The organism is Lactobacillus sp. PV034 (genome assembly GCF_014522305.1).
Classification (GTDB): domain Bacteria; phylum Bacillota; class Bacilli; order Lactobacillales; family Lactobacillaceae; genus Lactobacillus.
The window spans coordinates 509,505-533,927 of the sequence record NZ_CP041982.1; the positions used below are offsets into that span (position 1 = coordinate 509,505).

At 27.5% G+C, this 24,423-nt stretch carries 24 protein-coding genes and 1 pseudogene; 1 reads left to right on the forward strand and 24 read right to left on the reverse strand.

Annotated features, from left to right (window positions below; all coding sequences use genetic code 11):
* Positions 1-41 precede the first annotated feature (41 nt).
* The 3 genes from FP432_RS02585 to FP432_RS02595 form a co-directional block, all read right to left on the reverse strand.
* Complete coding sequence (locus tag FP432_RS02585) at positions 42-524, reverse strand: hypothetical protein (RefSeq protein ID WP_265489301.1); 483 nt, start codon at positions 522-524, stop codon at positions 42-44.
* A gap of 4 nt (positions 525-528) precedes the next feature.
* Positions 529-1,479: a hypothetical protein gene (locus FP432_RS02590; RefSeq protein WP_265489302.1), complete on the reverse strand. Its 951-nt coding sequence runs from the start codon at positions 1,477-1,479 to the stop codon at positions 529-531.
* A gap of 369 nt (positions 1,480-1,848) precedes the next feature.
* Positions 1,849-2,508, reverse strand: a complete 660-nt coding sequence (locus tag FP432_RS02595; RefSeq protein ID WP_265489303.1) for a helix-turn-helix domain-containing protein — start codon at positions 2,506-2,508, stop codon at positions 1,849-1,851.
* An 861-nt stretch (positions 2,509-3,369) separates the two neighbouring features.
* On the opposite strand from FP432_RS02595, the pseudogene FP432_RS02600 reads away from it, so the two are divergent.
* A pseudogene (locus tag FP432_RS02600) lies at positions 3,370-3,562 on the forward strand (ISL3 family transposase); the annotation flags it as partial.
* 30 nt (positions 3,563-3,592) lie between these two features.
* On the opposite strand, the gene FP432_RS02605 reads toward FP432_RS02600, so the two are convergent.
* The 21 genes from FP432_RS02605 to FP432_RS02705 all read right to left on the reverse strand — a co-directional run bounded on the left by FP432_RS02605 (position 3,593) and on the right by FP432_RS02705 (position 24,413).
* Positions 3,593-4,324, reverse strand: a complete 732-nt coding sequence (locus FP432_RS02605; protein ID WP_265489304.1) for a DNA/RNA non-specific endonuclease — start codon at positions 4,322-4,324, stop codon at positions 3,593-3,595.
* A 306-nt stretch (positions 4,325-4,630) separates the two neighbouring features.
* Positions 4,631-5,521 (reverse strand): hypothetical protein, encoded by an 891-nt coding sequence (locus FP432_RS02610; protein WP_265489306.1) that lies wholly within the window; start codon positions 5,519-5,521, stop codon positions 4,631-4,633.
* A gap of 250 nt (positions 5,522-5,771) precedes the next feature.
* Positions 5,772-7,196 carry an N-6 DNA methylase gene (locus FP432_RS02615; protein ID WP_265489307.1) on the reverse strand — a complete coding sequence of 475 codons (1,425 nt, stop codon included), beginning with the start codon at positions 7,194-7,196 and terminating at the stop codon, positions 5,772-5,774.
* 4 nt (positions 7,197-7,200) lie between these two features.
* Positions 7,201-7,752 (reverse strand): restriction endonuclease subunit S, encoded by a 552-nt coding sequence (locus FP432_RS02620; RefSeq protein WP_265489308.1) that lies wholly within the window; start codon positions 7,750-7,752, stop codon positions 7,201-7,203.
* A gap of 473 nt (positions 7,753-8,225) precedes the next feature.
* Positions 8,226-9,650, reverse strand: coding sequence for a hypothetical protein (locus tag FP432_RS02625; RefSeq protein ID WP_265489309.1), 1,425 nt, complete (start codon positions 9,648-9,650; stop codon positions 8,226-8,228).
* Complete coding sequence (locus FP432_RS02630; protein ID WP_265489310.1) at positions 9,640-10,662, reverse strand: dsDNA nuclease domain-containing protein; 1,023 nt, start codon at positions 10,660-10,662, stop codon at positions 9,640-9,642. The genes FP432_RS02625 and FP432_RS02630 overlap by 11 nt, the downstream gene beginning before the upstream one ends.
* Before the next feature lie 27 nt (positions 10,663-10,689).
* On the reverse strand, positions 10,690-12,120 hold the full coding sequence (locus FP432_RS02635) for a polysaccharide biosynthesis C-terminal domain-containing protein (RefSeq protein ID WP_265489311.1): 1,431 nt from the start codon (positions 12,118-12,120) through the stop codon (positions 10,690-10,692).
* A 4-nt stretch (positions 12,121-12,124) separates the two neighbouring features.
* Entirely contained in the window at positions 12,125-13,243 is a 1,119-nt protein-coding gene (gene glf, locus FP432_RS02640; RefSeq protein WP_265489312.1) for a UDP-galactopyranose mutase, read from the reverse strand.
* Positions 13,244-13,310: 67 nt separating this feature from the next.
* Positions 13,311-13,868, reverse strand: a complete 558-nt coding sequence (locus FP432_RS02645; RefSeq protein WP_265489313.1) for a serine O-acetyltransferase — start codon at positions 13,866-13,868, stop codon at positions 13,311-13,313.
* Entirely contained in the window at positions 13,831-15,099 is a 1,269-nt protein-coding gene (locus FP432_RS02650; protein ID WP_265489314.1) for an O-antigen ligase family protein, read from the reverse strand. The genes FP432_RS02645 and FP432_RS02650 overlap by 38 nt, the downstream gene beginning before the upstream one ends.
* Positions 15,100-15,137: 38 nt before the next feature.
* Positions 15,138-16,124 carry a hypothetical protein gene (locus FP432_RS02655; protein ID WP_265489315.1) on the reverse strand — a complete coding sequence of 329 codons (987 nt, stop codon included), beginning with the start codon at positions 16,122-16,124 and terminating at the stop codon, positions 15,138-15,140.
* A gap of 1 nt (position 16,125) precedes the next feature.
* Entirely contained in the window at positions 16,126-16,872 is a 747-nt protein-coding gene (locus FP432_RS02660; protein ID WP_265489585.1) for a capsular polysaccharide synthesis protein, read from the reverse strand.
* Positions 16,873-17,092: 220 nt separating this feature from the next.
* Positions 17,093-18,028 (reverse strand): capsular polysaccharide synthesis protein, encoded by a 936-nt coding sequence (locus tag FP432_RS02665; protein ID WP_265489316.1) that lies wholly within the window; start codon positions 18,026-18,028, stop codon positions 17,093-17,095.
* A gap of 2 nt (positions 18,029-18,030) precedes the next feature.
* Positions 18,031-19,011, reverse strand: a complete 981-nt coding sequence (locus tag FP432_RS02670; protein WP_265489317.1) for a glycosyltransferase family 2 protein — start codon at positions 19,009-19,011, stop codon at positions 18,031-18,033.
* The gene (locus tag FP432_RS02675) at positions 19,008-20,114 is read right to left on the reverse strand and encodes a glycosyltransferase family 1 protein (RefSeq protein ID WP_265489318.1); all 1,107 of its coding nucleotides are present in this window, start codon (positions 20,112-20,114) and stop codon (positions 19,008-19,010) included. The genes FP432_RS02670 and FP432_RS02675 overlap by 4 nt, the downstream gene beginning before the upstream one ends.
* 8 nt (positions 20,115-20,122) lie before the next feature.
* Positions 20,123-21,229, reverse strand: a complete 1,107-nt coding sequence (locus tag FP432_RS02680) for a polysaccharide pyruvyl transferase family protein (protein ID WP_265489586.1) — start codon at positions 21,227-21,229, stop codon at positions 20,123-20,125.
* Positions 21,230-21,239: 10 nt separating this feature from the next.
* A complete protein-coding gene (locus FP432_RS02685; RefSeq protein ID WP_265489319.1) occupies positions 21,240-21,740 on the reverse strand; it encodes a glycosyltransferase in 501 nt (166 codons plus the stop codon).
* Complete coding sequence (pssD, locus tag FP432_RS02690) at positions 21,740-22,189, reverse strand: PssD/Cps14F family polysaccharide biosynthesis glycosyltransferase (RefSeq protein ID WP_265489320.1); 450 nt, start codon at positions 22,187-22,189, stop codon at positions 21,740-21,742. The genes FP432_RS02685 and pssD overlap by 1 nt, the downstream gene beginning before the upstream one ends.
* Positions 22,190-22,211: 22 nt before the next feature.
* Positions 22,212-22,865: a sugar transferase gene (locus FP432_RS02695; protein ID WP_265489588.1), complete on the reverse strand. Its 654-nt coding sequence runs from the start codon at positions 22,863-22,865 to the stop codon at positions 22,212-22,214.
* Between the two features lie 21 nt (positions 22,866-22,886).
* Positions 22,887-23,654 (reverse strand): tyrosine-protein phosphatase, encoded by a 768-nt coding sequence (locus FP432_RS02700; RefSeq protein ID WP_265489321.1) that lies wholly within the window; start codon positions 23,652-23,654, stop codon positions 22,887-22,889.
* A 3-nt stretch (positions 23,655-23,657) separates the two neighbouring features.
* Positions 23,658-24,413, reverse strand: a complete 756-nt coding sequence (locus tag FP432_RS02705) for a CpsD/CapB family tyrosine-protein kinase (RefSeq protein WP_265489322.1) — start codon at positions 24,411-24,413, stop codon at positions 23,658-23,660.
* Positions 24,414-24,423 lie beyond the last annotated feature (10 nt).

The window sequence follows — 24,423 nt, forward strand, 5'->3', positions numbered from 1 at the left end:
TTCGCCGCTGGGGGAGTATTGTATATTCGGCTATTTTCAATCTAAAAATTATTTTTATCAGATTTTTTTATATTTTTATACTCAGCTTCTATTACCTTAAATAAAATATGAATAATTACAAATGCCTCAATAAATGAAAATATTAATATTCCAAATAAAAGTGCAAGTAACAGATGTGCTAACCCATTTGATGATTCAGAGTTAAAAAATAACATTATTAATGAAAGTAAAGACCCCAAAATAAATCCTATCATTGTAATTAACATTCTATCTAGTAATTTTAAATCTGTATATGAATTTCTTAACAACTTTATTAATTTTGAATTTGGTAAAGCAGGAATTAATGCAAAACTTGCCATTAGAAAGCCTGTTGCAATAGAAGATATAGATAAAATTCCAGACATAAAATCAGTATAGTTAGAAATCATCTTGGGTTGAATATTTAATCCAAAATAACATATTAAACTTGTAATTACCCCAATAGTAATCGGAATACTATTTCTCTTTAACCTACCCTCGTACATTCATCTAATTCTCCGTTCTAAGTAAATTTGCTAAAGAACTATATACTTGTCCATATTGTGTATCCAAAAATTCCATAACATTCTTATCAGTTATTCTATTATCAAATTCTAAATCACCTTCTGTTTTAAACTTATGTTGAATTAAATCTAGTGGTTCTTCAATACCATCTGCATTCTTGATTTGAGCTTGTAATTTCTTCACATGTAATTCTTCACTATGTTTAAATAAAAAACTTAATTTATTTTTAACTCCCTTAATATTTAAATTTCCTTCTCCTGCAACTATGGTTATTTCCATTTCTCTTCCACCAATTTCTTCAGCATATTCAATATCAGCTAATTCACTCCTATTAGGATCTCTCAAATTTTTTAATGCATCTATCTGTGCAATTTTATATGTAACTTTGCTTCCAGCTACCATATTATTTATATCCTTTAACCCATCCTTATCAGGAATAATAGCAAATGTAATACCTCTTACATCACAAAACTTTAATAAAAAACTTTTTAATAACTGAATATTCATACCTCCAGTTGTTCTAATTGTAGCAAAGACATGAGTAACAGGATCATATAAAAACTGAGTTTCCACTACCAAACCTTCTGAAGGGTTTATTTTTATCGGACGATTACGCTTATCCACCTTTTTTTGGGCCATATCACCTACTTCAACTTTTTTATTAGGATCTAATCTACTGATAGAGATTAACCAGGCAAAAGACTTTCCATTATCTGGATCCTTACTATATCCTTTGTCCATTGCACATATATAATAAGTATTATCTTTTATCTTAACTGAATCAATTTCATCTGATTTGTTATCTTTTAAAAGATTAAACGTATCTTCAAACTTTTTATCAATTTTAGATAAAATCTGTCCTTTTTTCTTACCATCAATAATACTTTTACTTTCTTCCAAATGATAGTAATTAACCACTTTATGTTTAAACTTCATATATTCTATGCATTCCTATTCTATCTTTATATTTATCTATAATTTCTAGCCTTTATTTATAATATTATCCTTTTACTTGCACTCTCTCACTTATTCCTTTCTCCTTAATTATTCGTATATTTGATTGTAAGAATTTAAAACTGAATCATCAAAATTATGGTTTCCTATAGCGATAAAGTTATGCTAATTCATTTAATTGCTCACCAGATTAAAGTAAAAATCCAAGTATGTATTTTAAAATTTTATTTTTTGACAGTTTCTTTATATAAAAGCAATTAAAAGATCAACAATATTTAAAAAGTAATTATGTATTTATAATCTTTACACCTAAAGACAAAAGTAAATGCCTTCATCTTTAAGATAATTATTTTAATTGAGATCTTTATCGTACTTCCACAATTGATTGACATAATTTTCGTTCTCAGAGAAAAATTGTGTATACTTTTCGCGAAAATGATAATTTTTAAAAAGATCAATATCTTTATATAATTTATGTTGTTCAATAAGGTAATTAAAGAAAAATAGTGCCGTATCATAAATTAAATTTAGATTATCTTCGTAGCTATCTAACTCTCCATTATTCCATTCTAAATTATCAAAAAAATTTACAAAAATATCGATAACCTCACTATAATTTGTGCTGATACTATCATTTAAATATAGTTCTTCATACATATCTTTTAATAATATATGCATTAATTGAATTGTTTGAATGTATTTTCCTTGATGTTGTTCTTTCCACTTTTCTATATTAACTGTTTTTTGTTCTAAACTTAATCTATTTTCATTTTTTATATCTCGTCTGGTGATATTTTTAGGAACTTTATTGGATAAAAATGAATCAGGAATATCTAAAGCGACTGACAATTCATGAATTAAATAGGCAGGTATATAACGATCTCCTCGCTCATAATTTCCAATTGCCGCACCACTTATTCCGACTTTTTTCCCTAATTGTTCTTGTGAAATTCCTTTTATTTTACGAATAAATGAAAGATTTTTACGAATTTGATCATTCCAAGTATTCATTAATCTTCAACTCCATTCTTTTTCTAACTATTAAAATTGTACCTCTTATTTTGTTGCTAATATAGTATCATTTTGTTGTTATCTTTGACATAAAATCCTTATTTTTTTCTATTATTTCATCAAATTACAACAAAATGATGTTTTTGGCTCCATAATTTTACTTATTATTAGAAGTATGATTAGAGTGTTTATACATAAGGATAATGCAATAAAATATTATCTGTCGTTTTTTACTTTTGCAATATCCTTCTATAAAACATAGAGTAGTTTTAGTCATCCTCTTAAAAATTTACTTGTTAAGCAGTGTTATGATGGATAATACATAGCCTTCACCTAATGATTATTTGGTCAATAAATAAGAACATAGGATTCATTTAAAATGTACTAATCTCAGCAAAAATTGAAATGCTTTCATTTTTTACTTAGGATTCTTCAAGAGAATAAAAAGTATTGAATCAATTTTCCTTCAGAAAACCAGCTCACTATTTAACTAATGATTTTTTCTAAGTTACTTTTATATTTAATACTACTATTTTTTATTAAATTACTGCTCATATCTTTATATAGTCTTAAGGATTGAAGTACCTCACATCTATGTATAACAATTATGAGCCACTTCATTTTACTTAATCTAGAAATATATTTTTATTCATTAAACTATTTAGTAAAAACCTCATAATCATTAGATCAATATCTAACGATTATGAGGTGCATGAGTTTCTGGCTCTATAATTTTTCCTATCGCTGAAATATCATATGACATTCTATTGACAGGATTTTTTTATTAAAAAAGAGGCCATAGCCTCTCTAACTTAAAATCCTTCTTCGACCAATTCAATTAAGTTTTTTAGGAGTTGTGCTATGTCCTCTTTTAATGATTGTATTAAATTTTCTCTTAATATTAAAGATAAAAATATTATTTTTCTTGATTTCTTTAACAAATTGATTAAGGGTAGAGCTCGTTCAACCAGCTTGTCCTTTTTGTGAATCTCTTAATCTTAAATATAATGGCCATTATCTCTCTAATATTCATTACACGACTGCTGATGCTAATATCCTGTCATTACATAAAATCTTCAAGTTATCATTCAACAATTCCTGTTTTATAAAAATTTAAAATACTATACCTCAAATTAGGTTTACCTTCAAAATTTTTCCAAAATTCCTCATTTCCAACATTTGGTATAAAAATATGGAATGGAACTTCGCCATTATCATTTGAGTTAAAATCTTTTATTCTCGAATCTTTTTCAAAGGCAATTAATTCACATCCTGCCGGAATTTTATCTTCTTCATCAAAAAATTTAGGTTTTATTTCATAATAAATATTTTTGTCATTTTCAACTGCATTTCTAATTTTAGCTTCAAAATATGATTGCCCCTTATATCCATCTGTACTCGAATTTATATTGGAAAATTGCAGAATAATATTTCGAATATTATTTTTAAAAAAGAATTTAACTTTTTCGGGAGTAGTAATTAAATATTTTTGAAATTTCTCCGCAATTAAATGTCCCTTATTTAAAATATTACGATTTTGAATATCAAATGAATATACTTTAATATTTGGTAATATCTCCTCATTATTTATAGGATTTTTAGTAAGATAAACTATCCATGATATTGGACGCTTTATCACCTCATAATTTTGAAATGTTTTGATTGGTTCGTTAATATTAACTGCATTAATTATTTTATTTAATTCTCTTTGTGTTGTATTTAAATTAAAATACCCTAGGATGTTTATACCACTATTTTCTTCTGAATTTATATCTAACTTAAATTTTTCCATAATTAATTTTTTTATTGCGTCCATGATAACTTTCCTATTTTTAAAATTCTTTTCAGGAACCCTCAATATATTACTTAAACTTTTATATAATCTCTGTAGCTCTTAATTTTATATTGTCAGATAAGATTCAAAACTTCTATGTCAAAGTCTATCATTTTTACTTCTCTTTATATTGTTTACTAAATTAAATTTAATCCTGTAAACTAAAACTATACCTTAATAATCTAGTAGTTTAAGTATATACTTGTTATTGGATGAATGAGTACGATATATTTTGAAGTTTCTCTCTTATTACCTATCATTTTACTACTTAATAACAAGCTTCTGCTTCTATTCGACATACAAGTTCTTATACATCGATTTATTAAATCCCACAAAATTATTAGACTCATCAACTTTACCTAGAAAATACCAAATTTCTTTTGAATTATTCCTTAATACATTTACTACTTCTGGTGCCCATGCACTTTCTCGTAGATAATATAAATTTGTTGCAATTGGCGCATATCCACTTACGCTAGGAATATCATTAACTAAGAAATCTGGTGTTATTAATAATAAATTTTTATTTTTTACCTTAACTTTTGCAGGACCATAAAAAATTCTAAATGTATTTTTAGGTAAATTCATATTATTTTGGGTATTTACAAATAAATCTTTCAATTTTATGCTTTCACCATTTATTCTACACTTTAAATTTCTTTTAGTTTTATCCCTGTATAATTCTAATAAAGAAGCTATAAAAGATACGCTTGTTGAATTATTTGCACGAGAGTGTATGTTGTCCTTTTTTCTTTTTTTATTATTAATTTTAGACATATCTTTATTTATTGGAAAACGCTTTATAAAGACTTCATTTAACTGAGTATCATTAATGATTCTTTTTTCTTTATTCATCAACAAATTATTATTTTTCACTAATTTAGTATTTATACCCTTCTTACCACTTACATTTGAACAATTACGATGTTTATTTTTATCCTTTTTTCTATTTTTCAAATAAAAATAAACTCGTTTAACTGTGTCATCTTCCCAACCGCTACATTTTAATGCAGCACCACAATTTATACAGAAGAAATTATTATCTTTTAATATATTTTTGAAATGATAGTCACGTGCCACTCGTGCATAAATACTTCCATCTTTTTCTACCTGTGACAATTCCACATTTTCTTTTTTTAGTGCTTTAAGAATTTCAACACTTTTAGCCCTTTCTGTCATATGACAAAGCCTCCAAATTCGAATATTCTATTATCTAATGTTATATTTTTAAATCTTTTTGATTTTAAATGAGATTATTTTTAACTCTCTTCAGATGATAGGAATTAACACATTTGTATTCAAAATCCATGTTTAACTCTGATGAAAATTTATATTATTAACTTAAAATATATCTAAATTCATTAAGTTACGATAATAATATTTCATTTATAAAAAATTAATTATTTCCTCCTTATAACTTAGAGCTTCACTATTTGACTTTTATCAAATCAATAAGTCTCTTAAGTTCTTCATTATCACACTTACTGTCAATTTGTTCTAAAGCTGATACTAATTCCTTATTATCTTTTTTTATTTTTTCTTGTATCTCTTTCAATTTAAAATTACTTTCTTGGAGAGAAGGTAATTTTGACTCATCAAAAGGACTAATATACCTAGAAATATTTAAATTAAAATCATTTTTTTTGATTTCATCCCAAGTAGCTAAGTGCGAATAGTTCTTAATTTCTGTCTTATTTTTGTAAGTATCAACAATTTTTTTTATTTCTTGATTATTTAACGCATTTATAAGGCGCCCTTTTTCATATTCCTGTGACGCATCAATAAAAAAGACATTCTTATCATTTCTATTCTTTTTTAAAATTATGATAATTAATGGAATTGCAGTGTTATATGATAAATTAGATGGTAATCCAATTACAGCTTCAATATTACCGTCTTCTAAAAGTTTTTGACGAATCTTTCGTTCTTTAGCACTTCTAAATAAAACACCATGGGGAAGAACAATCGCCATCGTACCACTTTCTTTAAGATGAGCTAACCCTTGTAGTAAGAATGCATAATCTGCTTTAGATTTTGGTGGTAAAACACCATATTTTTTAAATCTTAAATCCTTTAATAATTCTGGATTTGCATCCCACTTAGCTGAATACGGAGGATCTAAAGAAACAAAATCTGCATTTCCCTTACCATTCCATTTTTCCTCTAACGAATTAATATTTTTAATAGTGAATTGATTTAATTTTAAGTCATGAATAATTAAATTCATTTTTGCAATATTATATAGTGCTGGATTTATTTCATCGCCAATAATTGATACTTTTGTAGTATCAAGATTATCTAGGAAATTTACAATCATATTTCCAGTACCAATTGTTGAATCATAAATAGTCATTGTTTCATTCTTATTGTTAGTAATAAGTAGTTTAGCCACAACGTTTGAAATAGATTTAGCAGTACTAGTTATTACTGATTTAGCAATATATTTTTCAAATAAAATTTCAAAAAATTTTCCATAACTTATTTCAGTGAACTCTAATGTATTGACCAAAAGTAAGGCTTCTTTAAATAATGAAATTCGTTCATCAGTTGAATTACCATATTCAACTGAATTTAAATTTAAGTTTTGAAATATTCCATTTAAATTTTTACTTGCAGTTTCAACCGTATTCAAAGCACTCTGTAATTCTACAATTGTAAGTTTACCTTTTTTTGTTTCATCAACAATTGTTTGGAAATTACTTTGCTGGGAAAATTTCAAATTTAATGAAACTTTATGTTCCGAAATATATCGATAAAAAATAAAATTGGATATAAGTATGACAGAATTAAATAAGGAAGTCCGACCTCTTAATTGATTCATAACTTTCCAAACATACTCTTCTTTATTTTTCATTTTGTTAAACCTCCTTAACATAATTATTCAACATTGCTATAGTTGACAACTGCATTTGTTTAATAAAATCTTGATTATCCTTAATCTTCTTTTCAAGTGCTCGGTATGATTGACCAATTTGTTTTTGTTTCTCTAACCTTGGTAAATCTATCTCAAGATTTTTAATTAATCTAGCAGTAACTCTCCTGATAACTGTACCTTCCATTTTTTTATACTCTTGCTTTTTAACATCTATTGATTCATTTAACAAGAAACATAAAAACCAGGGATCAATCTGACCATTTGGCACTAGCTTCATAATTCGTTGCGACATTAATTTACCGTCATTATCTAAAGCAACAATAGTACTGGTGTTAGTCATTAAATTAATTACTAAATCACCTGCACTTAATAGATATTTGGTTGCTTTAGGCTTAGGTGGTTTTTTGTACCCCTTTGATAAATCCTCAACAAGATTTTCAGAAGTGTAAAGCACGTAATGTTCTTCATCTATTAATCTTTTTTGTTCTTTTAAATTGGGACCTGAAATGCAAGTAACAAAATCTGATAATTTCATTTTGTTTTCCTTTCATTAATATCTCACTCGAAATATTTTTCATTACAAGAATATATTAGCATTTTATTTTTAAAATATCAAATATTTCAAGCGAAACATTTTTAATTTAGAATGTACAAAGCTAGTAGAAAACCCAAAATGACCTAAAATTATTTATCAGAAAAGTACTGCTGACATCCTAGCATAATTAAAAATTTATCTCAATCTTCTGAAGATCGAATATTAAAAAATTATTTATTAAAAATAACTATCTCTGCTTCTACTATTCACAAAGTCTTAGATAGATATGGGACCTCCATCTAATGTTTTTCTTTTAGTATAATTACAAAAATTAGTAAAGTATTTATTTTTACTCAAAATTAGGTTGAAACAAAATAGAGTAAAAGAAAAAGAATCAAACGAATTAATCGTCTGATTCTAATTCATTGTCTCTCCATTAACAGGATTTGATAGAGAGACAATTTATAAATTCTTTAATTTTCTAATAAACTTTTTTCTATCTTAATAAATCCATTATATAATCTTTCATTTAGTCTTTCTTTTTTGGAAATGATTGATGCAACAATTAACTGATTATTTGGAAATTCCTTTTTTAAGAGAGTAAACATTAAATTTAAATTATTTTCATCTAATTCTCCAGTTTTGGGTGAATCTAGTATGATAGGTAACTCAATTTTAAAATAATCTTGCACTTCTTTTAATAAGGCCATTCTAAAAGTAAAAACTAGGAGATGTAATTTTGCACCAGAATATTGTTTTAAATTTTTTGTAAAAATAAAATCTTTTGATTCATCAATACTATCTTCTATTTTTAAAATTCGGCTATACTTCTTTATTCTCTTATAAATTTGCCTTGTAACTTTGGAATTATATAATTGATTCCTAAATAATTTATTTAATTTTTTTAATTCTTTAGTATACTTACTTATTAGTATCGAAATTTCTTGTTCAGAAAACATATTTGAAGAAATATATCCATTCAATTCTTCTAATCGATCCTCTATATTAATTAATTGGAGTTTTTGATTTAATTTTTCTTCTATCTTATATAATTGATATTCATATTCTTTTAAAAAACTCCTTTTCCTTGTTAATATTGCATCAATCAATCTTTGATTAGTATTATATCCAATAATGTTTTCTTTAGTTACGGCAACTTCTTTGTCTTCCATTTTAATTCGAATACCCGATTCTTCAATAAATTCGATTAATTTCTTATTATCCTTTTGTATTTTCACGTAGTCAGATATTTCTTTTTTTATTTGCTTTATTTCTAATCTTAATGATTTATGTCTACTTTGTAATTTTAAAGTAGATTCTTCTACTAAGTGTTCATTTCCATTATATTCAGTTTGTAAATTAATTAATTTCTCTAATTGACTGTATATTTTTCTTTCCTTAGATAACTTATCTATTTTATTTTTTAATTCTATTAAATTAGATTTTTCTAGTCCTTCAATTAATTCTTCGATTTGAAAATGTATACTCCCTATTACTAATCCTCTATTTAATAGAGTCCACCCCTTCTCTTGATCAAAATAAATTAATCCTAAAATATTATTTACAATTTCAGGAATATCAATTCCAAAAAGACTACTATGAAATTCATTTTGTTCTTCATCAATTTTCATTGAATATAATTTATTTTTAAAAAGATTAGTAGTTAATTCGTTATTACTTCTATTTATCAGAATAGTATGATTTTTGTCTGATAATTTTAAATTTAATGAAAGATTTTTAAAATTTAATCCTTTAGTAGAGGGAACATTATAGCCTAATGCATAAAGAATTAATCTTAATAAAGTAGTTTTACCTACACTATTTTTTGTGCTATATACAAGAGTTTTATTACTAAAATCAAACTTTTTATTATTTACTGATAATTCTTTAATCTTCATCACTAATTATGCTTTCCAAATTTCTAAAATATGTATCATGAATTATCCTTAACCAAATAATTAATTTAACAATATCCTGATCTGCCTCTTCTTCATTTAATCCCATTAGCTTAGATATTTTTTCATATTCATAATTTACAAACTCAATTTCCAGATCATTCTGTAGCATATTTTGATTTTTATTTGTATATTTATCAAAATCTTGTTGTATTACTGACATATATTTAAAGTTATTAAGAAATTTTTCTAACTGTTCAGAATAATTATTTGAAATATAGGTTTTATTACCAGTTCGTATTTGAAAAATACTAAAAAATTTATCTAAATTCGGTTCATCCATTATTGTAACTGCAGTTCTTTCAATAAATTTCTGGGGCGTTATTTTATACTTAATATTTTCTGAACTTCTATTAAACAAAAATGACCAATCCATTAATAACTGGCGATATCTACTCCTCTCTATTCTCGCCATTGTCATAAAGCTATAAATTGGAATCTCTAATCTTTCTAGAAGAGACGCATCATCACTACCCTGATAGGCAAGTTTTGTTACGCTTAATTTACTAAGAAGAAAATCAATATCAATCTCTTTTGGAAATTCTTGTAATATATCATTTATTCGCTTAGTTGCTATACTGGATAACCCTGAATAATCTATTTTTTTATAAGGAACTTTAAAATTATAATCTTTCTGAGTAAATGGATAATTACAATTAGTAATAATGCCTACTTCATCTAAATGATTATAATTTTGTCGTATGATATTATTGCTTAATGTATGTAAAGCGTCTCTTAATTCTGTTTTCTTCAGAGCGTTATCTATATTTTTTGTTTCCTTTGCTTGAAAATAACGTATTGTTCCATCTTTCAATTTTACATCTATATCTTCATTTCCTTCATTATTTAATTCAGCAATTTCAGATATATGCATCAAAAAATAGTATAAAGCTGCCATATCTTGATAATTAAAACCTTTTCTAACATATGAAGCATTCGTTGGGAATCCATTCATTCTTACTTCTCCTAATATAGTAAATATTTACTTTCTCCTTACCACACTCATCACAATATTCTTACCATCCTTCAAAATAGCAGCGCGCAGGATAAGCAACATTACTACATAAATCAATATTCCACATACGACTTCTACTCCAAGCATTAACCAAGAGTTCTTAAGGTGAGTATTCATCCAAAAAACAGGAATAAACATTACTAAACCCGCTACAAAATATTTCCAAGTTTCTTTCAATAAAATTTTAAAACTTAATAATTTTCGTACTGCAATAAATTGATAAAGAGTTACACTGATCTCTGAAATTACGGTTGACCACATGGCGCCGTATAAGCCCCATCGATGAATTAATGGAATATTCAAGATAATATTAATAATTGCTCCAAAAGTAACAGATGCAGTGAACTCCTTATTTTTCTTCAAAGGTAACAAATACTGTACTCCTATAACATTACTCCAGGCAATCATTAAAATTACTATCGATTCAATTAACATAGCAGGTCCCACGGGCCCATAACCAGAACCATAGTATTTCACTGCCAAAGTTAACGAAACACTCGCTAAACCAAACATCATTGGATAAGCAATTGCAGATACAAAGTCAAAAGATTTATAAAGCATATTATTAACTTTTTCCATATTTCCTTTAGCTACAGCATTAGCAACGTGAGGTAACATCACAGTTCCTGTCGCTGTCACTAAGGCCAAAATAAGTTTTACTAGATTATCTGAATATTGATAATAACCCGAAGCAGTTTCATTTACCATTCCACCAAGCATTGTTTTATTTAATTGAACATACACTTGGGTAGCTATTTGAGGGATAAAAAGCTCCGCCATAGGTAGAAAATGACGCCATGGATTTAAAATATTAGGACTAACTTTTGGCAAATCCTTAATTATATTTGGCCACAAAGTAAGATTTCCAAATAAAGTCGATAATGCTAGAACAATGATATATAGCATTAAATCACTCGGATTTTTAATAAAAATAAAAATGGCCCCCATTGACAATATTTTTACAAAAGAATTCTTTAAAACTGTTACCTTAAAATCTTCAATTCCTTCATAAAACCATGAAATATCAAATGCCACAGCTACTAAATTAATGGATTGAGCCCACATATAATTGCTTTGACGTGTATAAAATATCAAAAATATTTCAAATACAATAAAAGATAGAAGCGTCATCAAAGTTTTTACAATCTGAATTTCCCAGAAAGTTTGAGACATTTTTCTTCTATCTTCACGAACATATGCTATCTGCCTATTTCCATAGTAACCTATACCCATAGTTGCAATTAAAATAAAATAATTGATTATTGAGTTAGTAAACGCATTAATCCCCACACCTTTAGGTGATAAAACTCTGGCTACATAAGCTGAGGTAATCAACGGTACAATAATAGCTAAAACTTGATACCCAATATTATATAGATAATTCTTTATTACTTTCATTATTTTATTTACCAATAGTGTTTTCTACACTCTTCAATGCTTCAGCAATAACTTGATCCATATTGTAGTACTTGTATTGACCTAAACGTCCACCAAAAATAACTTTATCTTGTTGTTCAGCTAGTTCTTGATATTTCTTATATAACTCATTATTGCGTTCATTATTAACTGGATAGTAAGGTTCATCTCCATGTTTCCAATCAGCTGGATATTCACGGGTAATAATAGTTTTATCTTTATCTCCCTTACCAAATTCAAAGTGCTTATGTTCAATTACACGAGTATATGGAATTTCACGTTCCGTATAATTAATTACCGCATTTCCTTGGTAATTACCTACATTCTTTTCTTCGGTTTCAAAACGCAAAGAACGGTATTCAAGCTCACCCAGTTGATAATCAAAGAACTTATCAATCATGCCAGTATAAACTACTTTATCGTAATTCTTAAGATACTCGTCTTTCTTATCAAAGAAGTCAGTATTCAACTTAACGGTAATGTTAGAATTATCTAGCATCTTTTCTACCATTTTAGTGTAACCACCAATTGGAATACCCTGATAATCATCATTGAAATAGTTGTTATCATAAATTAATCGAACTGGAAGACGCTTGATAATGAAAGCAGGAAGTTCAGTACATTTTCTTCCCCATTGTTTTTCAGTATAACCTTTGATCAATTTTTCATAGATATCTCTACCAATTAAAGAAATAGCCTGTTCTTCTAGGTTTTTGGGCTCTTTACCAGCCATCTCTTGACGCTGTTCATTAATCTTGTCAAGAGCTTCTTGTGGAGTTCTTACTCCCCACATTTCGCTGAAAGTATTCATATTGAATGGCAAATTATACATATGTCCTTTGTAATTGGCCACTGGACTATTAGTATAACGGTTAAAATCAGCAAATTGATGAACATAGTCCCATACCTTCTTATTAGAAGTATGAAAAATATGGGCCCCATATTGGTGTACTTGAATTCCATCTATTTCTTTTGTATAAATATTTCCTGAAATATGATTTCTTTTTTCAATTATGGTTACTTGATATCCCCTATTAGCAGTTTCATATGCAAAAACAGTCCCATACAATCCCGCTCCAACTATCAATATCTTTTTATTTTTCACCGACTATAACCTCTTATAATATTTTTTTGACTACAAAGTTTTTATTATTTATAAAGAATTAATTTAATTATATTCTTTTATGAATTTTATTTATTTTCTTTATCACTTTTGCTGGATTTCCAACCACTATTGAATTACTTGGTATAGATTTAACTACCACACTACCTGCACCGATTATAACATTATCACCAATTGTACAATTTCCTAGAATTATAACATTTGCACCAACAGATACATTATTTCCTATTATAGGCGTTTTTCCATCAACGTGACCAATGGTAATCGAATGTCTAATATCAAAATTACTTCCAATTTTAGCCCCACTTCCTATAACTATCCCTCCATAGTGGTTTATTGCAAATCCACCTTTAATCTGTAGTTTATAACCAATTTGAATACCATACTTCACTTGTAATTTTCTATATTTTAATCTCGCCATAAACAAAATCATTTTAGAAAATCTTTTTGTAGAAAGATATTTACATATTCTCATCCAAGTAGTTACTTTAAAGCCTGGAGTTTTTATATATCGTACTAAAAAGTTTTTTAAACTTACCGAAGTTAATGAATTATCATAACCTACTACATCACTCTTTATTAATTGCTTCAATGGAGAATATTTCATTATTGTTCTCCCTGGTCGTAGAAAAGCTACTAAACCATATTAGTAAAAAAATCAAAATATAATTGTACGTAAATGCCGTTGTAACAAATAAATAAAATGTCATTACTACAAAAATTTTTTTAAGGCCGTCCTTAGTTAGTAAACCTTTAAAAAATGATCCAAAATATAGTATACCTAAATATAATCCTCCATTTGCCAATACTTCAGTTATAGAATTACTAAAACCAGGATTCCCCATCCTCCATAGTTCCATATTATTTCTTAAAGCATTGGAATTTGAAATTCCGGTTCCAAAAATAATATGTTGAGTCCATGTTTTTAATCCCACTCTATAATCATCAAATCTCACATCAACTGAACCACTACCATAAATTCTTTTTTGATTAAAAAGAACTATTAACAGTAAACTTCCCACAATTAAAATAGGAAGAATAAATATTAAATAAGAGATATTAAAAGAATTTTTCTTTTTTAAACGATCTATCCAATGTCCTAAAATTAAGATAGTTAAAAAGATGTAGCCTGTAGTTGTAAAAGTACTTGCTAGAGAAAAAACTAAAATTGTATTTTTTAAAACTAAATTTTTGGAACTACTATTTATTCCAATTAAAAGAGCCAATGAAAAGTTTAAAGCAGCCATTGGACCTTCAGTAAAAATTGCAGTATTTCTAATAAAAGTTCCTATAATACTATTAACACTTTGGGTTTCATAATATACATTAAAGTAACTATTAACTAAATGAGGAATTCCATCGAAAGCACCCCAAAAAGATTCTACAGTCCCAGTTGGCGAAATTAATCTAAATAATGAACCCAATACCCAAAATAATAAAGAAATTAATCCAATAATTATCATCAAATTCCAATAAGATATTAAAATACTAGGAATTCTCTTATTTTCCAACTTTATTAACCAAAAAAATAAAACTACTACTATCAGTAATCTAAGAGCAAATAACTTAGTATTAGGATATGTACTAAAAAAGATAAAAAGGCCCAAATAAACTATAATAAATAAACTATCTATCAGAATTGAAGATAGATTAACCTGATTTTTAGATTGAGTTAATAACAGAATTATATTTATGAGAGCAGAAGCAACTAATATAAAATACGTTACTGTATTTAATACTTCATTATTCAATCCACTTGCCCAAATAGATTGACAATTATAAATTAGTATAGCTGCTATTATATAATTAAAGAAGTTATATATTCGTCCTATTTTCAAAACTTATCTCGCTTTCTCCTCTCACCACACCAATATCGCTATTGTATTTTATCCAAAGCTTTATTTAAAAAGTATCCTTTTATTATTTTTTTTCTTAATTTTAATTCATTATTGACCATTTGAGTATAGTCATCCGGTGTTATATTCCTTAATTTATTCTCTAATTCATTTAGATTAGAAATAGTAATTCCTATTTTATATTTCTTTACTAGATCGGCCATTGCAGCATTTTTCCAAATAATTATTGGTAACTTTGCTACGATGTACATTGACACCTTATGAGGATTATTTATAGAAAGATACTTACCAAAGTATCCTTCACACGTTTTAGTACTCGGTCCATCCCATACTAATCCATATTTTCCTTTGAGCCGGCAATGAATAATACTTGATGGATATGCTCCATTATAATTTAAAGAAGTATATTTTTTATTTTTATTAAATCCTATTCCATATAAATTTACCTTTATTTGTTTAAAAACAGAATCAAGTTTATATATAAACTTTGATTTTTCTAAATTTCCAGCAAAACAAATTTCTTCTCTATCATTTATATGGTCATTTATACTATCTATATCTATCAGATAATCAAAAATTTCTAAATTAATTATTTTTTCTTCGGCTATTCCTTGTTTTATAAAAAAATCTGTCATTTTAGTATTATGTGAAATAATGTATTTAGCAGATTTTATTCTTTTAATTTCTTTTTTAACATTGCCATCGTATCTCAAAGTAGCTATATCATGAACTAATAAAATAACCTTTTTTCTTTTTTCAATTACTTTTAATAATGGATTAAAACCAACAGGTAGTGGGTATTGAATTAAAATATAATCCTGCTCTCGTACTTTACCCAATACGGACAAAATCTTGTATATTTTCTTTAAATGATTATTTCCAATATATGAATAAGGGAACAAGGGTATCATATCTCTCTTTTTTAATATCTTTTCTGCGTCTATTCGAGCTTTTGATCCCGCAGTTTTATTATCGCCAATTTGTTCACTAAAATAATAAATACTCATTTTATATCTCTTCTTTTAAATATTGTTCCTTCAATTTACCAAATACAGTTAAATTTCCATTTACATCTTTTTCAGAATAATTTTTATGAAAATTCAATTTATTAAAAGTATTATTTTTTAAAAAAACATCTATATTTTTATCATATTCGGTATTTAATTTTTTTACTAAACCTAAAACGTCTTTTTTATTATTAAAAAAAGTATCTATTTCTTTCTTTAACCAATTATTATGTTTTATTGCAATATAAAGAATATTTTCTACTAAAAGATAATTAATAAGATCATCTTCTTTTAAAATATATGTTTCTAGCATCTTTTTACAAAAAGAAAATATCTTTCTACTTTTTGGAGAATCATTTCTTCCCATAATAAATGGAGAAATTTTTCCACTAATATCTTTTTTTTGAGCCTCGGTTCTTACTACTGTAAAAAAATCCTTAGAGAATATGCTTTGAGGAATAGGATGAGATACAAAAACTGTTGCATCCAACCATAAACAATTATATTTTTCTAATAAAGAATAGCGAATTAAATCAGACTTTAATTGCATTGAAAATATACCATTATCAAATTTTCTTTCTATCTCTTTTGGAAATTTGGGTATCCATTCATATAAATTATGATCATCTAACACAATTACTTCATGATCAGCAGAATTATTTTTAATACTCGAAATACACAGCTTTACTAAATCAGGGGCATTTTTTTCTCCTTGATACCACAAAACAAAAATTTTACTTCTTTTCATTTTCACTAAAAAAACTCCTAATTATTAAACTATAGTTATTATTCAAATATGTATCTATTTTTTTATCTTTTTTTTGTGTCAATATATGTTCAAATTTAGAATTAGATCTATGACAAAGTTTTATTAATACTAATAAAAGAACATAGGTGTATCCATATTTTTTATTTTCTTTTTAGTTACTGTTGTTTTAATAAAAATAATAAAATTATTTGCTAACGATTTAAATTTTGACATTTGTAGTATTATTTCCAATATTCAATATTAAGTTCTGATATAAAGTTTGTTGTTTACTATTTACATTAAAATTCATCTTATAACTTAATTTATACAAATAAGTATCCTTAAAGTATTTACATTTTTTTACCGGAATATTTAAATATTTTCGTAAATCAAATACATGTGAATTATTTTTAGGAATATTATCAATTATCAATCTCACTTGATTATTAGATTCATATGCAAGTAATATAAAATAGTCTAAAAGAATATAATCAACCATATAATTATATTTTTTAAAGTATATATTAAAAGCATTAACCAAATATTTCATAATGATTGATCCTTGAATAGCCTCCATACAAAAAGTCGTCCATCGTCCGTGAGAAGGATCATTTGTATAATTCTCTGTTTTTATACTATAAAATTCTTTTTTCAAGATAGAATTTTGAATTTTTTTAGTAGCTAAAACTGTAGAGTCTATCCACATTCCCCCATAATTAAATAGTAAATTAACACGAATAATATCAGAAAAATGAGTAAATGATATTTTTTCTTCTTTAAATTTTTTTACTATTTCTTTTTCTAAAGTTACATATTTCAAATAATTGTCTTTGGTTATTACTACTACCTTTTTATTTTCATCACGTAGTTTTTTTATACAAACTTTTACAATATCAGGGGCATTCTTTTCACCTTGCCACCACATGGTCCAGATTGTGTTATTAATCTCTATACTTTTATTAATTGGATTGGGTTGAAGACTTATTTTATATGCTTCATTCCAAATATTTTCTATCAAAAATTTTTTTATTATATTTTCATTTTTTAAATTTATTTTTTTCCCGATCCAAGTATAATTTTTAAAAAATAGCCTTCTAATTGATTTACTCAAAAATATTTTTAGCCCAAACTCATTAATATATGTAATTTTTTTCATTTTTATAATTTCTTTTTTCTTAATTTCAATAATAATGGTATAAATAACGGACAAACTCTCATCATTGTAGCTCTAAGCCTATTTTGTTTCGACGTTGATACATTCCATGCAATAAGGGCCTGTTTTTTTGTAACTTTCATAATCCTATCAAATATATCAGGGTATTTTTGTTGTGCATTTGCTAATACCATATTATCGTATACATCCGAATTAGTTCGCCACCATGCGAAATTCCATGCATTTATTAATTGTTCAGAGGGATTATCATCTAATTTATTTTTTATTTTTTTAATTGCATATAATCCATTTTCCCACTTCTTCATTGAAAATCGTGTAGTTGCACTAGTTTCATTATCACGACGATAATAATAAATTTTTTTATCTGAAACAACTACTTTATTAGCAGCCATAAATGCATCGAAATTAAAATTAAATCCTTCTCCTATATACAGTTCCGTATCAAATTTTATTTTATTTTTAATTAAAAAGTCATGCTTAAATAATTTACTATAAACTCCAATCGGTATGTTATATGTAAGTATATCTCTTGCTGCATCTTTACCTGACACCAACATTTCATTATTCTTTTTAACCTGTTTTTTATTGAAATTGCTATACATTTTTCGTGTTAATGCAATATCTGCATGATAACAAATTAATAACTTATATAAATAACTTACATAATCTGTCGTAAGAATATCATCTGCATCAGAAAAACATATATATTCTCCATTAGCTCTTTCCAACCCATAATTTCGTGTATCACTAACACCCGTATTTTTTTTATGATATACATTAATTCTTTTATCTTTTTCAGAATAATTGTTCAAAATTTTTAAAGAACTATCTTCTGAACCATCATCAATTAGAATAATTTCTAAATTTTTGTAGTTTTGATTTAACAGCGAATCTAAGCACAGTGATAAATATTTTTCATCATTATAAACAGGTACAATGACCGAAATTAATGGTTGTTTCTTCATTTATTATTTTCCTTTAAAATTTTTTGATATTGTTTGTCTAAAATATCTACATCATTTTTTATACGATAATGATCTATAGCAGAAATATTTTCCTTAAAAAAATTATTTCTATCTTCTAATGAAGAGTTCATAATCGTTTTAGTCCATTTTTTTGGTGCATTATTTAATGACATAAATTTAAGATTCTTAGATAATTGAACTTCTGGTGTTATTACATCAGATACTAAACATGGTAGTCCAGAAATTTGTGCTTCTATCAAAGTCAAAGGTAATCCTTCAAATCTAGATGGAAAAACAAAGTAATCCATAGCTTGATATAAATCATTTGGTTTATTAGTTTCTCCATAGAGAATAATATTTTTTGAAAATTTTTTATAAATTATACTATTTCTAAACTTTTCAAAATCTGGACCATTTCCCACTAAAAGTAACTTTGCATTTTTCTTTTGTTTGAGTATCTCTTCAAAAACTGCTAAAAGAAATTTATGATTCTTTTGATAATTAAATCTTCCAACATGTCCAATAACAAAACTTTTATCTAGTTTCAATTCTTTTCTTATAAAGTTTCGTTTAACAGGATCAAATTTAAACCTATCTACTTCTACTCCATTTGGAATTATAGTAAACGGTTTATCCCCAAATAACCATTTCCCAGCTAATTTTCCACAAGCAAACCCATCAGTATAAGAAAAATTAAAAATTGGTTTCATCATTTTATGTATTCTCATACTGGTACTCGTAGTATTATGACTATGCGCTATACGAATTTTTATCCCACTTATTTTTGCTAAAAAAAGTTCCATTCCAATAGAAGCGTTACTTCCATGAACATGAACTATATCAAAATGATGAAATAATAAGTATTTGTATAATCCGTAATAAAATCTTACTGGACTTTCTTTTCTTGGAGCTAACTCAATAATTTGTACTTTTTTTCTCTTACAAATATTTCTATATTTTTGAGCCACGCCTTTTCCTACTATTAGAGTTACTCTATATTTATCTAAATCTAAATACGAAATATAATTCATAATAACTGTACTAATCCCGTTTAATTTAAGATTAGTGGCTATCATGGCCAGTTTGATTCTTTTATTTGACATAAATCCTATCACTCAACTTCTACTAACTGTTTTTTTAGATACTCTAAAGTTTTATGTCTTTCGTCTGAGATTATATTATCAACTTTTAAATAATCAATTTTATTATTTAAAATAGTATCCAACTTATCAATAGTATCTAATCTCTGATTATTTAAATTCAATCTATTTAAAAGGTCTGTAATCTTCTCTGAATTACCATAGCCTTGATTTCTAATTAAAGTTGCGAATCTTTTATGATTAATAATTGACATTATCGTTCCATGAAAAGTATCTGTAATTATATATTTAGCATTTTTAAAGTATTCGAGAACCTCAAACGGCTTACAATTAATAAAATAATCACAATAATGTTGTATTCCGCCTATACAAAGGATCTTTAATTCTTTTTTATCTGCAAATTCTCGTATTCTTTTACATTCTGCTTGAGAAAAGCGACCGTTATAACCATATAAGATCAAATAATTATATTCTACATTTATATTAGGAATAGATTCATATCTCATAAAATCGTAAATTAGAACCGGATCCAAATTTATATTTACTTCTTTGTTTGTTAAAGATTGAATAATATCTAATGAATTTTCATCTCTAACTGATAAAGCATCAAAATTATTAATCCACTTTTTTATAGACTGATCTTTATTATATTTCTTTATTTTTTTTAAAGTAGTATTTCCAAAAGAAGCAGCATAAGAAATTAATCTTTCGGCCTCTGAATTAACTCCAAATAAATCTCTCGAGAAACCTACATTTGGATTACTTTGGATACAATTAAATACTTCATCACTGCCGATAATCAACAAGTCAAGATTTTTGGTATCAAAATTTTTTTCTGATTTTAAATCTAAAAGAGGAAAAATTGTCTTACCATAGTTTCTTTTATAATTGATATAATCTAATTTAGATTTGATTGAAGCCTTAATCTTTAAGGTTTGAAAAACCTTTTTTAATTTTCTAACTAAATTAGTCCCTCTCTCTGTACTTATAATTGGCTTTCCAGGATGATAATCAACAAATTTGACTTGAGCATCTAAGGATTCAATTATTTTTTTTAATCCGTATGCCTGCAAAAAAGAACCATAATTGTAAATCCTTTGCATAGACATAATTCCCACTTTTTTCAAATTAATTCTCCATTAAATTATTTATAATTTTTTCTAACTTCTCATTAAATTGCTTATTATTGCTATTTTCACCAGCATTTTTAGTTTTAGCAATTTCATCATAATCATCAATTGTCTTCTTTAAATCATCAATCTCATAAGCAGGAATAATATTGTTCATTCTCTTTGCAATTAATTTAGTAACATCGACCTGATGATTATTTACATGCTCGTGAAATTTTTCTTGTCTTGGGACAACGATTGGAATTTTTCCAAATTGAAGAGCTTCAATAAAACTAGATGGTCCACCATGTGTAATCACTATTCGAGCATTTTTTAATGCTTCTTGCATTTCATCATAGGACATCATTTTATATGCTTCACAATGCTCAGGAATATAAGTACTAAACCCTATTTGAACAATAACTTTTTCTTGGATATCACCCTCAGCTACTAAGTCATCAATTTTTTTAACCAACCTATTAAAAGGTTGTTCATGTGTTCCAACAGTTACAAAAATCATTAAAAAATACTCCCTAAATTGATTGCTTTAGGATAAACTTTTTTCATTTCTTCCCATTCAACAATAAAACGATCGGTAATTGGATAAACAAGCTTTCCTGTTATAGTGGGTTTGTCATATCTATCAAATACCTCAATATATATAGTCTTTGCCCCCATTAATTTTCCGATATAAAAAAAAGGAACTGCTACTGCAGCTCCACTAGAAATGATAACGTCAGGACGTTCCTTGCGGAGCACTTTAATAGCTAGGAAAGTATTTTTAATCAAATTCTTTAGGTTTCTATTTGTAGGATAATAACAGCCATACATCTTCTCACCATTAAGCTTACTTCGCGCATCTTCTTTATCAAAAGTTACCCAAAATCTATCTTTATTTTTCCAAAAAGGCTTCAACATGTATAAATGGGTTAAATGTCCACCACTCGAACCGACTAAACATACTTTCATATTTGCTTTTTTTTCTCCAATTCTAATACCCACTATTTGGTTTAAACAATACACCAACAGTCTTAAAGATAATTCCCATATCATAGAAAAATCCACTGTTGTTAATATAGTCTAAATCTAATTCTACCATTTCGTCAAAGTTAGCATCATTACGCTTAGTTACTTGCCAAAGACCTGTACAGCCTGGAGTAACTTTTAAACGTTGTTTATCATAATCAGTATATTGCTCAACTTCAGATGGCAACGGTGGACGTGGTCCGACAAGCGACATATCACCCTTAAAAACATTAACTAATTGCGGTAATTCATCTAAAGAATGCTTACGAATAAACTTACCGATCTTAGTAATGCGGGGATCATCTTTAATCTTAAACATCGCCCCATCGACTTCATTTTGATCTTCGAGCTGCTTGACCATCTTATCAGCGTTAGGGATCATCGAACGAAACTTGTACATTTTAAAGAGCTTACCATCTTTGCCCACACGCGCTTGATTATAGAAAACTGGACCGCCATCTTCATGATGGACTTTGTAAGCAACCCAGGCAAAAACGGGAGAAAGTGCAATTAGCCCTAATCCGCTGCCTATAATATCAAACCCGCGCTTAACAAAATGATAAAAAGGACGAGGACCAACTTTACTAGGTGAAAGCTCTACCTGCTTAAACTCCGTAATTGTTCTCCCCCCCCTTTTTTTCTAAAAAATCCAAAATTTCTTTTTCTTTTTTAATGGTTTCCAGTCTAAATCCACTTGCTCTCCATTAATGAAGTTCTTGGCATTTTGTTGGAATACCGTAACTAAACTTTTGTCTTGTTTAGCAAGCTTTTGGTAAGCTTGCGTCATTTTTGATTCACGTTTAGCTAAGCTGTGAGCATCAGAAGCAAAAGTTGCTACCTGGCCTGCAGCAATTAAACGTTCACTCAAATCAGCAATTTCTTTACCAAAAACTCCGATATAAGAACTAGCAGTAACCTGTGTCAAACAGCGTTGCTGTAAGAACTCAGCTAAAATTTCTGGTTCATGTAAGATCCGATTATTACGTTCTGGATGGACAATGATTGGTGTAATTCCCCGACCTAATAAATTAAAGGTCATACTTTGTGCGTAAGTTGGTACATCTTCACTGGGAAATTCCAGTAGCATATACTTGCCATCTTCATCACAAAATAAAATATCATCATTGTCCAAAGCATCAGGAATATCAGCTGATAAGCGTACTTCTTGACTTGGATAAACGGTCAGTGGAATTTCAGCTTCATCAAGAGCTTCTTTGAACTCACTAGTTAATTTAATCACATCACTCTTGTGATTATTATAACGTCCATTTAGATGGTGTGGTGTCATCAAAGCATGAGTAATACCATCTTTTACTGCTGTTCGCGCCAGGTCTAATGAAGTTTCCATATCAGGCGACCCATCATCAATTCCTGGTAAGATATGTGAGTGAATATCTACTAAGACCATTGTTTAAGCCTTCTTAGTATCTTGTTCATAACCATAGCCGTAGCCATAACCGTATCCGTAACCATAGCCATCAGCACCAGTACGAACATCATTCATGATATAACCCAAAATTCTAGTCTTAGTGATCTCAAGCATTTCTACCGCACGCTTGATCCCAGCCTTTTGCGTTACACCTTGCCGAGCTACGAGGACAATTCCATCCATTTCACCAGCTAGAATTTGTGAATCAGAAATTTCAAGAATTGGTGCCATATCAAAGATTACGACATCATAGTGACTTGAAACATTCTCTAAGAATGCCTTCATTCTTTTTGATGAAAGTAATTCTGCTGGGTTTGGTGGAATTGGACCAGAAGTTAAAACTGACAAGTTAGGAATTACATCAGCATTAACTACTTGGTTCATGTAGATTTCATCAGCTTCTGATGTAAGGACAGTTGTTAAACCAACAACATTTCTTAATTCAAAGGTCTGATGCATGGTTGGGCGGTGCAAGTCGGCATCAATTAATAATACCTTCTTCCCTGCTTGGGCCATCGTGATTGCTACATTAGCACTCACAGTTGACTTACCTTCAGAAATGTTAGCTGAGGTAAAGGCAATTGTTTTAACCTTTTCATCAACACTCATAAAGTTGATGTTAGTTCTGATGGTTCTAAATTGTTCTGCAATTGGGCTCTTAGGTTTTGCGAGCGTGATTAATTTGGCACCATGCTTCATGGTTTCATTGGTACCACGTTTTTTCTTAAATAAAGCCATTGATGTCCTC

What these genes read in the sequence shown, in the direction of transcription:
- FP432_RS02685 (WP_265489319.1), bottom strand. Translation starts at nt 21,740, where the DNA reads ATGATTTTTGTAACTGTTGGAACACATGAACAACCTTTTAATAGGTTG.
- FP432_RS02625 (WP_265489309.1), bottom strand. Translation starts at nt 9,650, where the DNA reads ATGAAGATTAAAGAATTATCAGTAAATAATAAAAAGTTTGATTTTAGT.
- FP432_RS02590 (WP_265489302.1), bottom strand. Translation starts at nt 1,479, where the DNA reads ATGAAGTTTAAACATAAAGTGGTTAATTACTATCATTTGGAAGAAAGT.
- FP432_RS02655 (WP_265489315.1), bottom strand. Translation starts at nt 16,124, where the DNA reads ATGAGTATTTATTATTTTAGTGAACAAATTGGCGATAATAAAACTGCG.
- FP432_RS02615 (WP_265489307.1), bottom strand. Translation starts at nt 7,196, where the DNA reads ATGAAAAATAAAGAAGAGTATGTTTGGAAAGTTATGAATCAATTAAGA.
- FP432_RS02670 (WP_265489317.1), bottom strand. Translation starts at nt 19,011, where the DNA reads ATGAAGAAACAACCATTAATTTCGGTCATTGTACCTGTTTATAATGAT.
- FP432_RS02700 (WP_265489321.1), bottom strand. Translation starts at nt 23,654, where the DNA reads ATGGTCTTAGTAGATATTCACTCACATATCTTACCAGGAATTGATGAT.
- FP432_RS02630 (WP_265489310.1), bottom strand. Translation starts at nt 10,662, where the DNA reads ATGAATGGATTCCCAACGAATGCTTCATATGTTAGAAAAGGTTTTAAT.
- FP432_RS02645 (WP_265489313.1), bottom strand. Translation starts at nt 13,868, where the DNA reads ATGAAATATTCTCCATTGAAGCAATTAATAAAGAGTGATGTAGTAGGT.
- FP432_RS02610 (WP_265489306.1), bottom strand. Translation starts at nt 5,521, where the DNA reads ATGACAGAAAGGGCTAAAAGTGTTGAAATTCTTAAAGCACTAAAAAAA.
- pssD (WP_265489320.1), bottom strand. Translation starts at nt 22,189, where the DNA reads ATGAAAGTATGTTTAGTCGGTTCGAGTGGTGGACATTTAACCCATTTA.
- FP432_RS02635 (WP_265489311.1), bottom strand. Translation starts at nt 12,120, where the DNA reads ATGAAAGTAATAAAGAATTATCTATATAATATTGGGTATCAAGTTTTA.
- FP432_RS02665 (WP_265489316.1), bottom strand. Translation starts at nt 18,028, where the DNA reads ATGAAAAAAATTACATATATTAATGAGTTTGGGCTAAAAATATTTTTG.
- FP432_RS02620 (WP_265489308.1), bottom strand. Translation starts at nt 7,752, where the DNA reads ATGAAATTATCAGATTTTGTTACTTGCATTTCAGGTCCCAATTTAAAA.
- FP432_RS02595 (WP_265489303.1), bottom strand. Translation starts at nt 2,508, where the DNA reads ATGAATACTTGGAATGATCAAATTCGTAAAAATCTTTCATTTATTCGT.
- FP432_RS02585 (WP_265489301.1), bottom strand. Translation starts at nt 524, where the DNA reads ATGTACGAGGGTAGGTTAAAGAGAAATAGTATTCCGATTACTATTGGG.
- FP432_RS02675 (WP_265489318.1), bottom strand. Translation starts at nt 20,114, where the DNA reads ATGTCAAATAAAAGAATCAAACTGGCCATGATAGCCACTAATCTTAAA.
- FP432_RS02660 (WP_265489585.1), bottom strand. Translation starts at nt 16,872, where the DNA reads ATGAAAAGAAGTAAAATTTTTGTTTTGTGGTATCAAGGAGAAAAAAAT.
- FP432_RS02605 (WP_265489304.1), bottom strand. Translation starts at nt 4,324, where the DNA reads ATGGACGCAATAAAAAAATTAATTATGGAAAAATTTAAGTTAGATATA.
- FP432_RS02705 (WP_265489322.1), bottom strand. Translation starts at nt 24,413, where the DNA reads ATGGCTTTATTTAAGAAAAAACGTGGTACCAATGAAACCATGAAGCAT.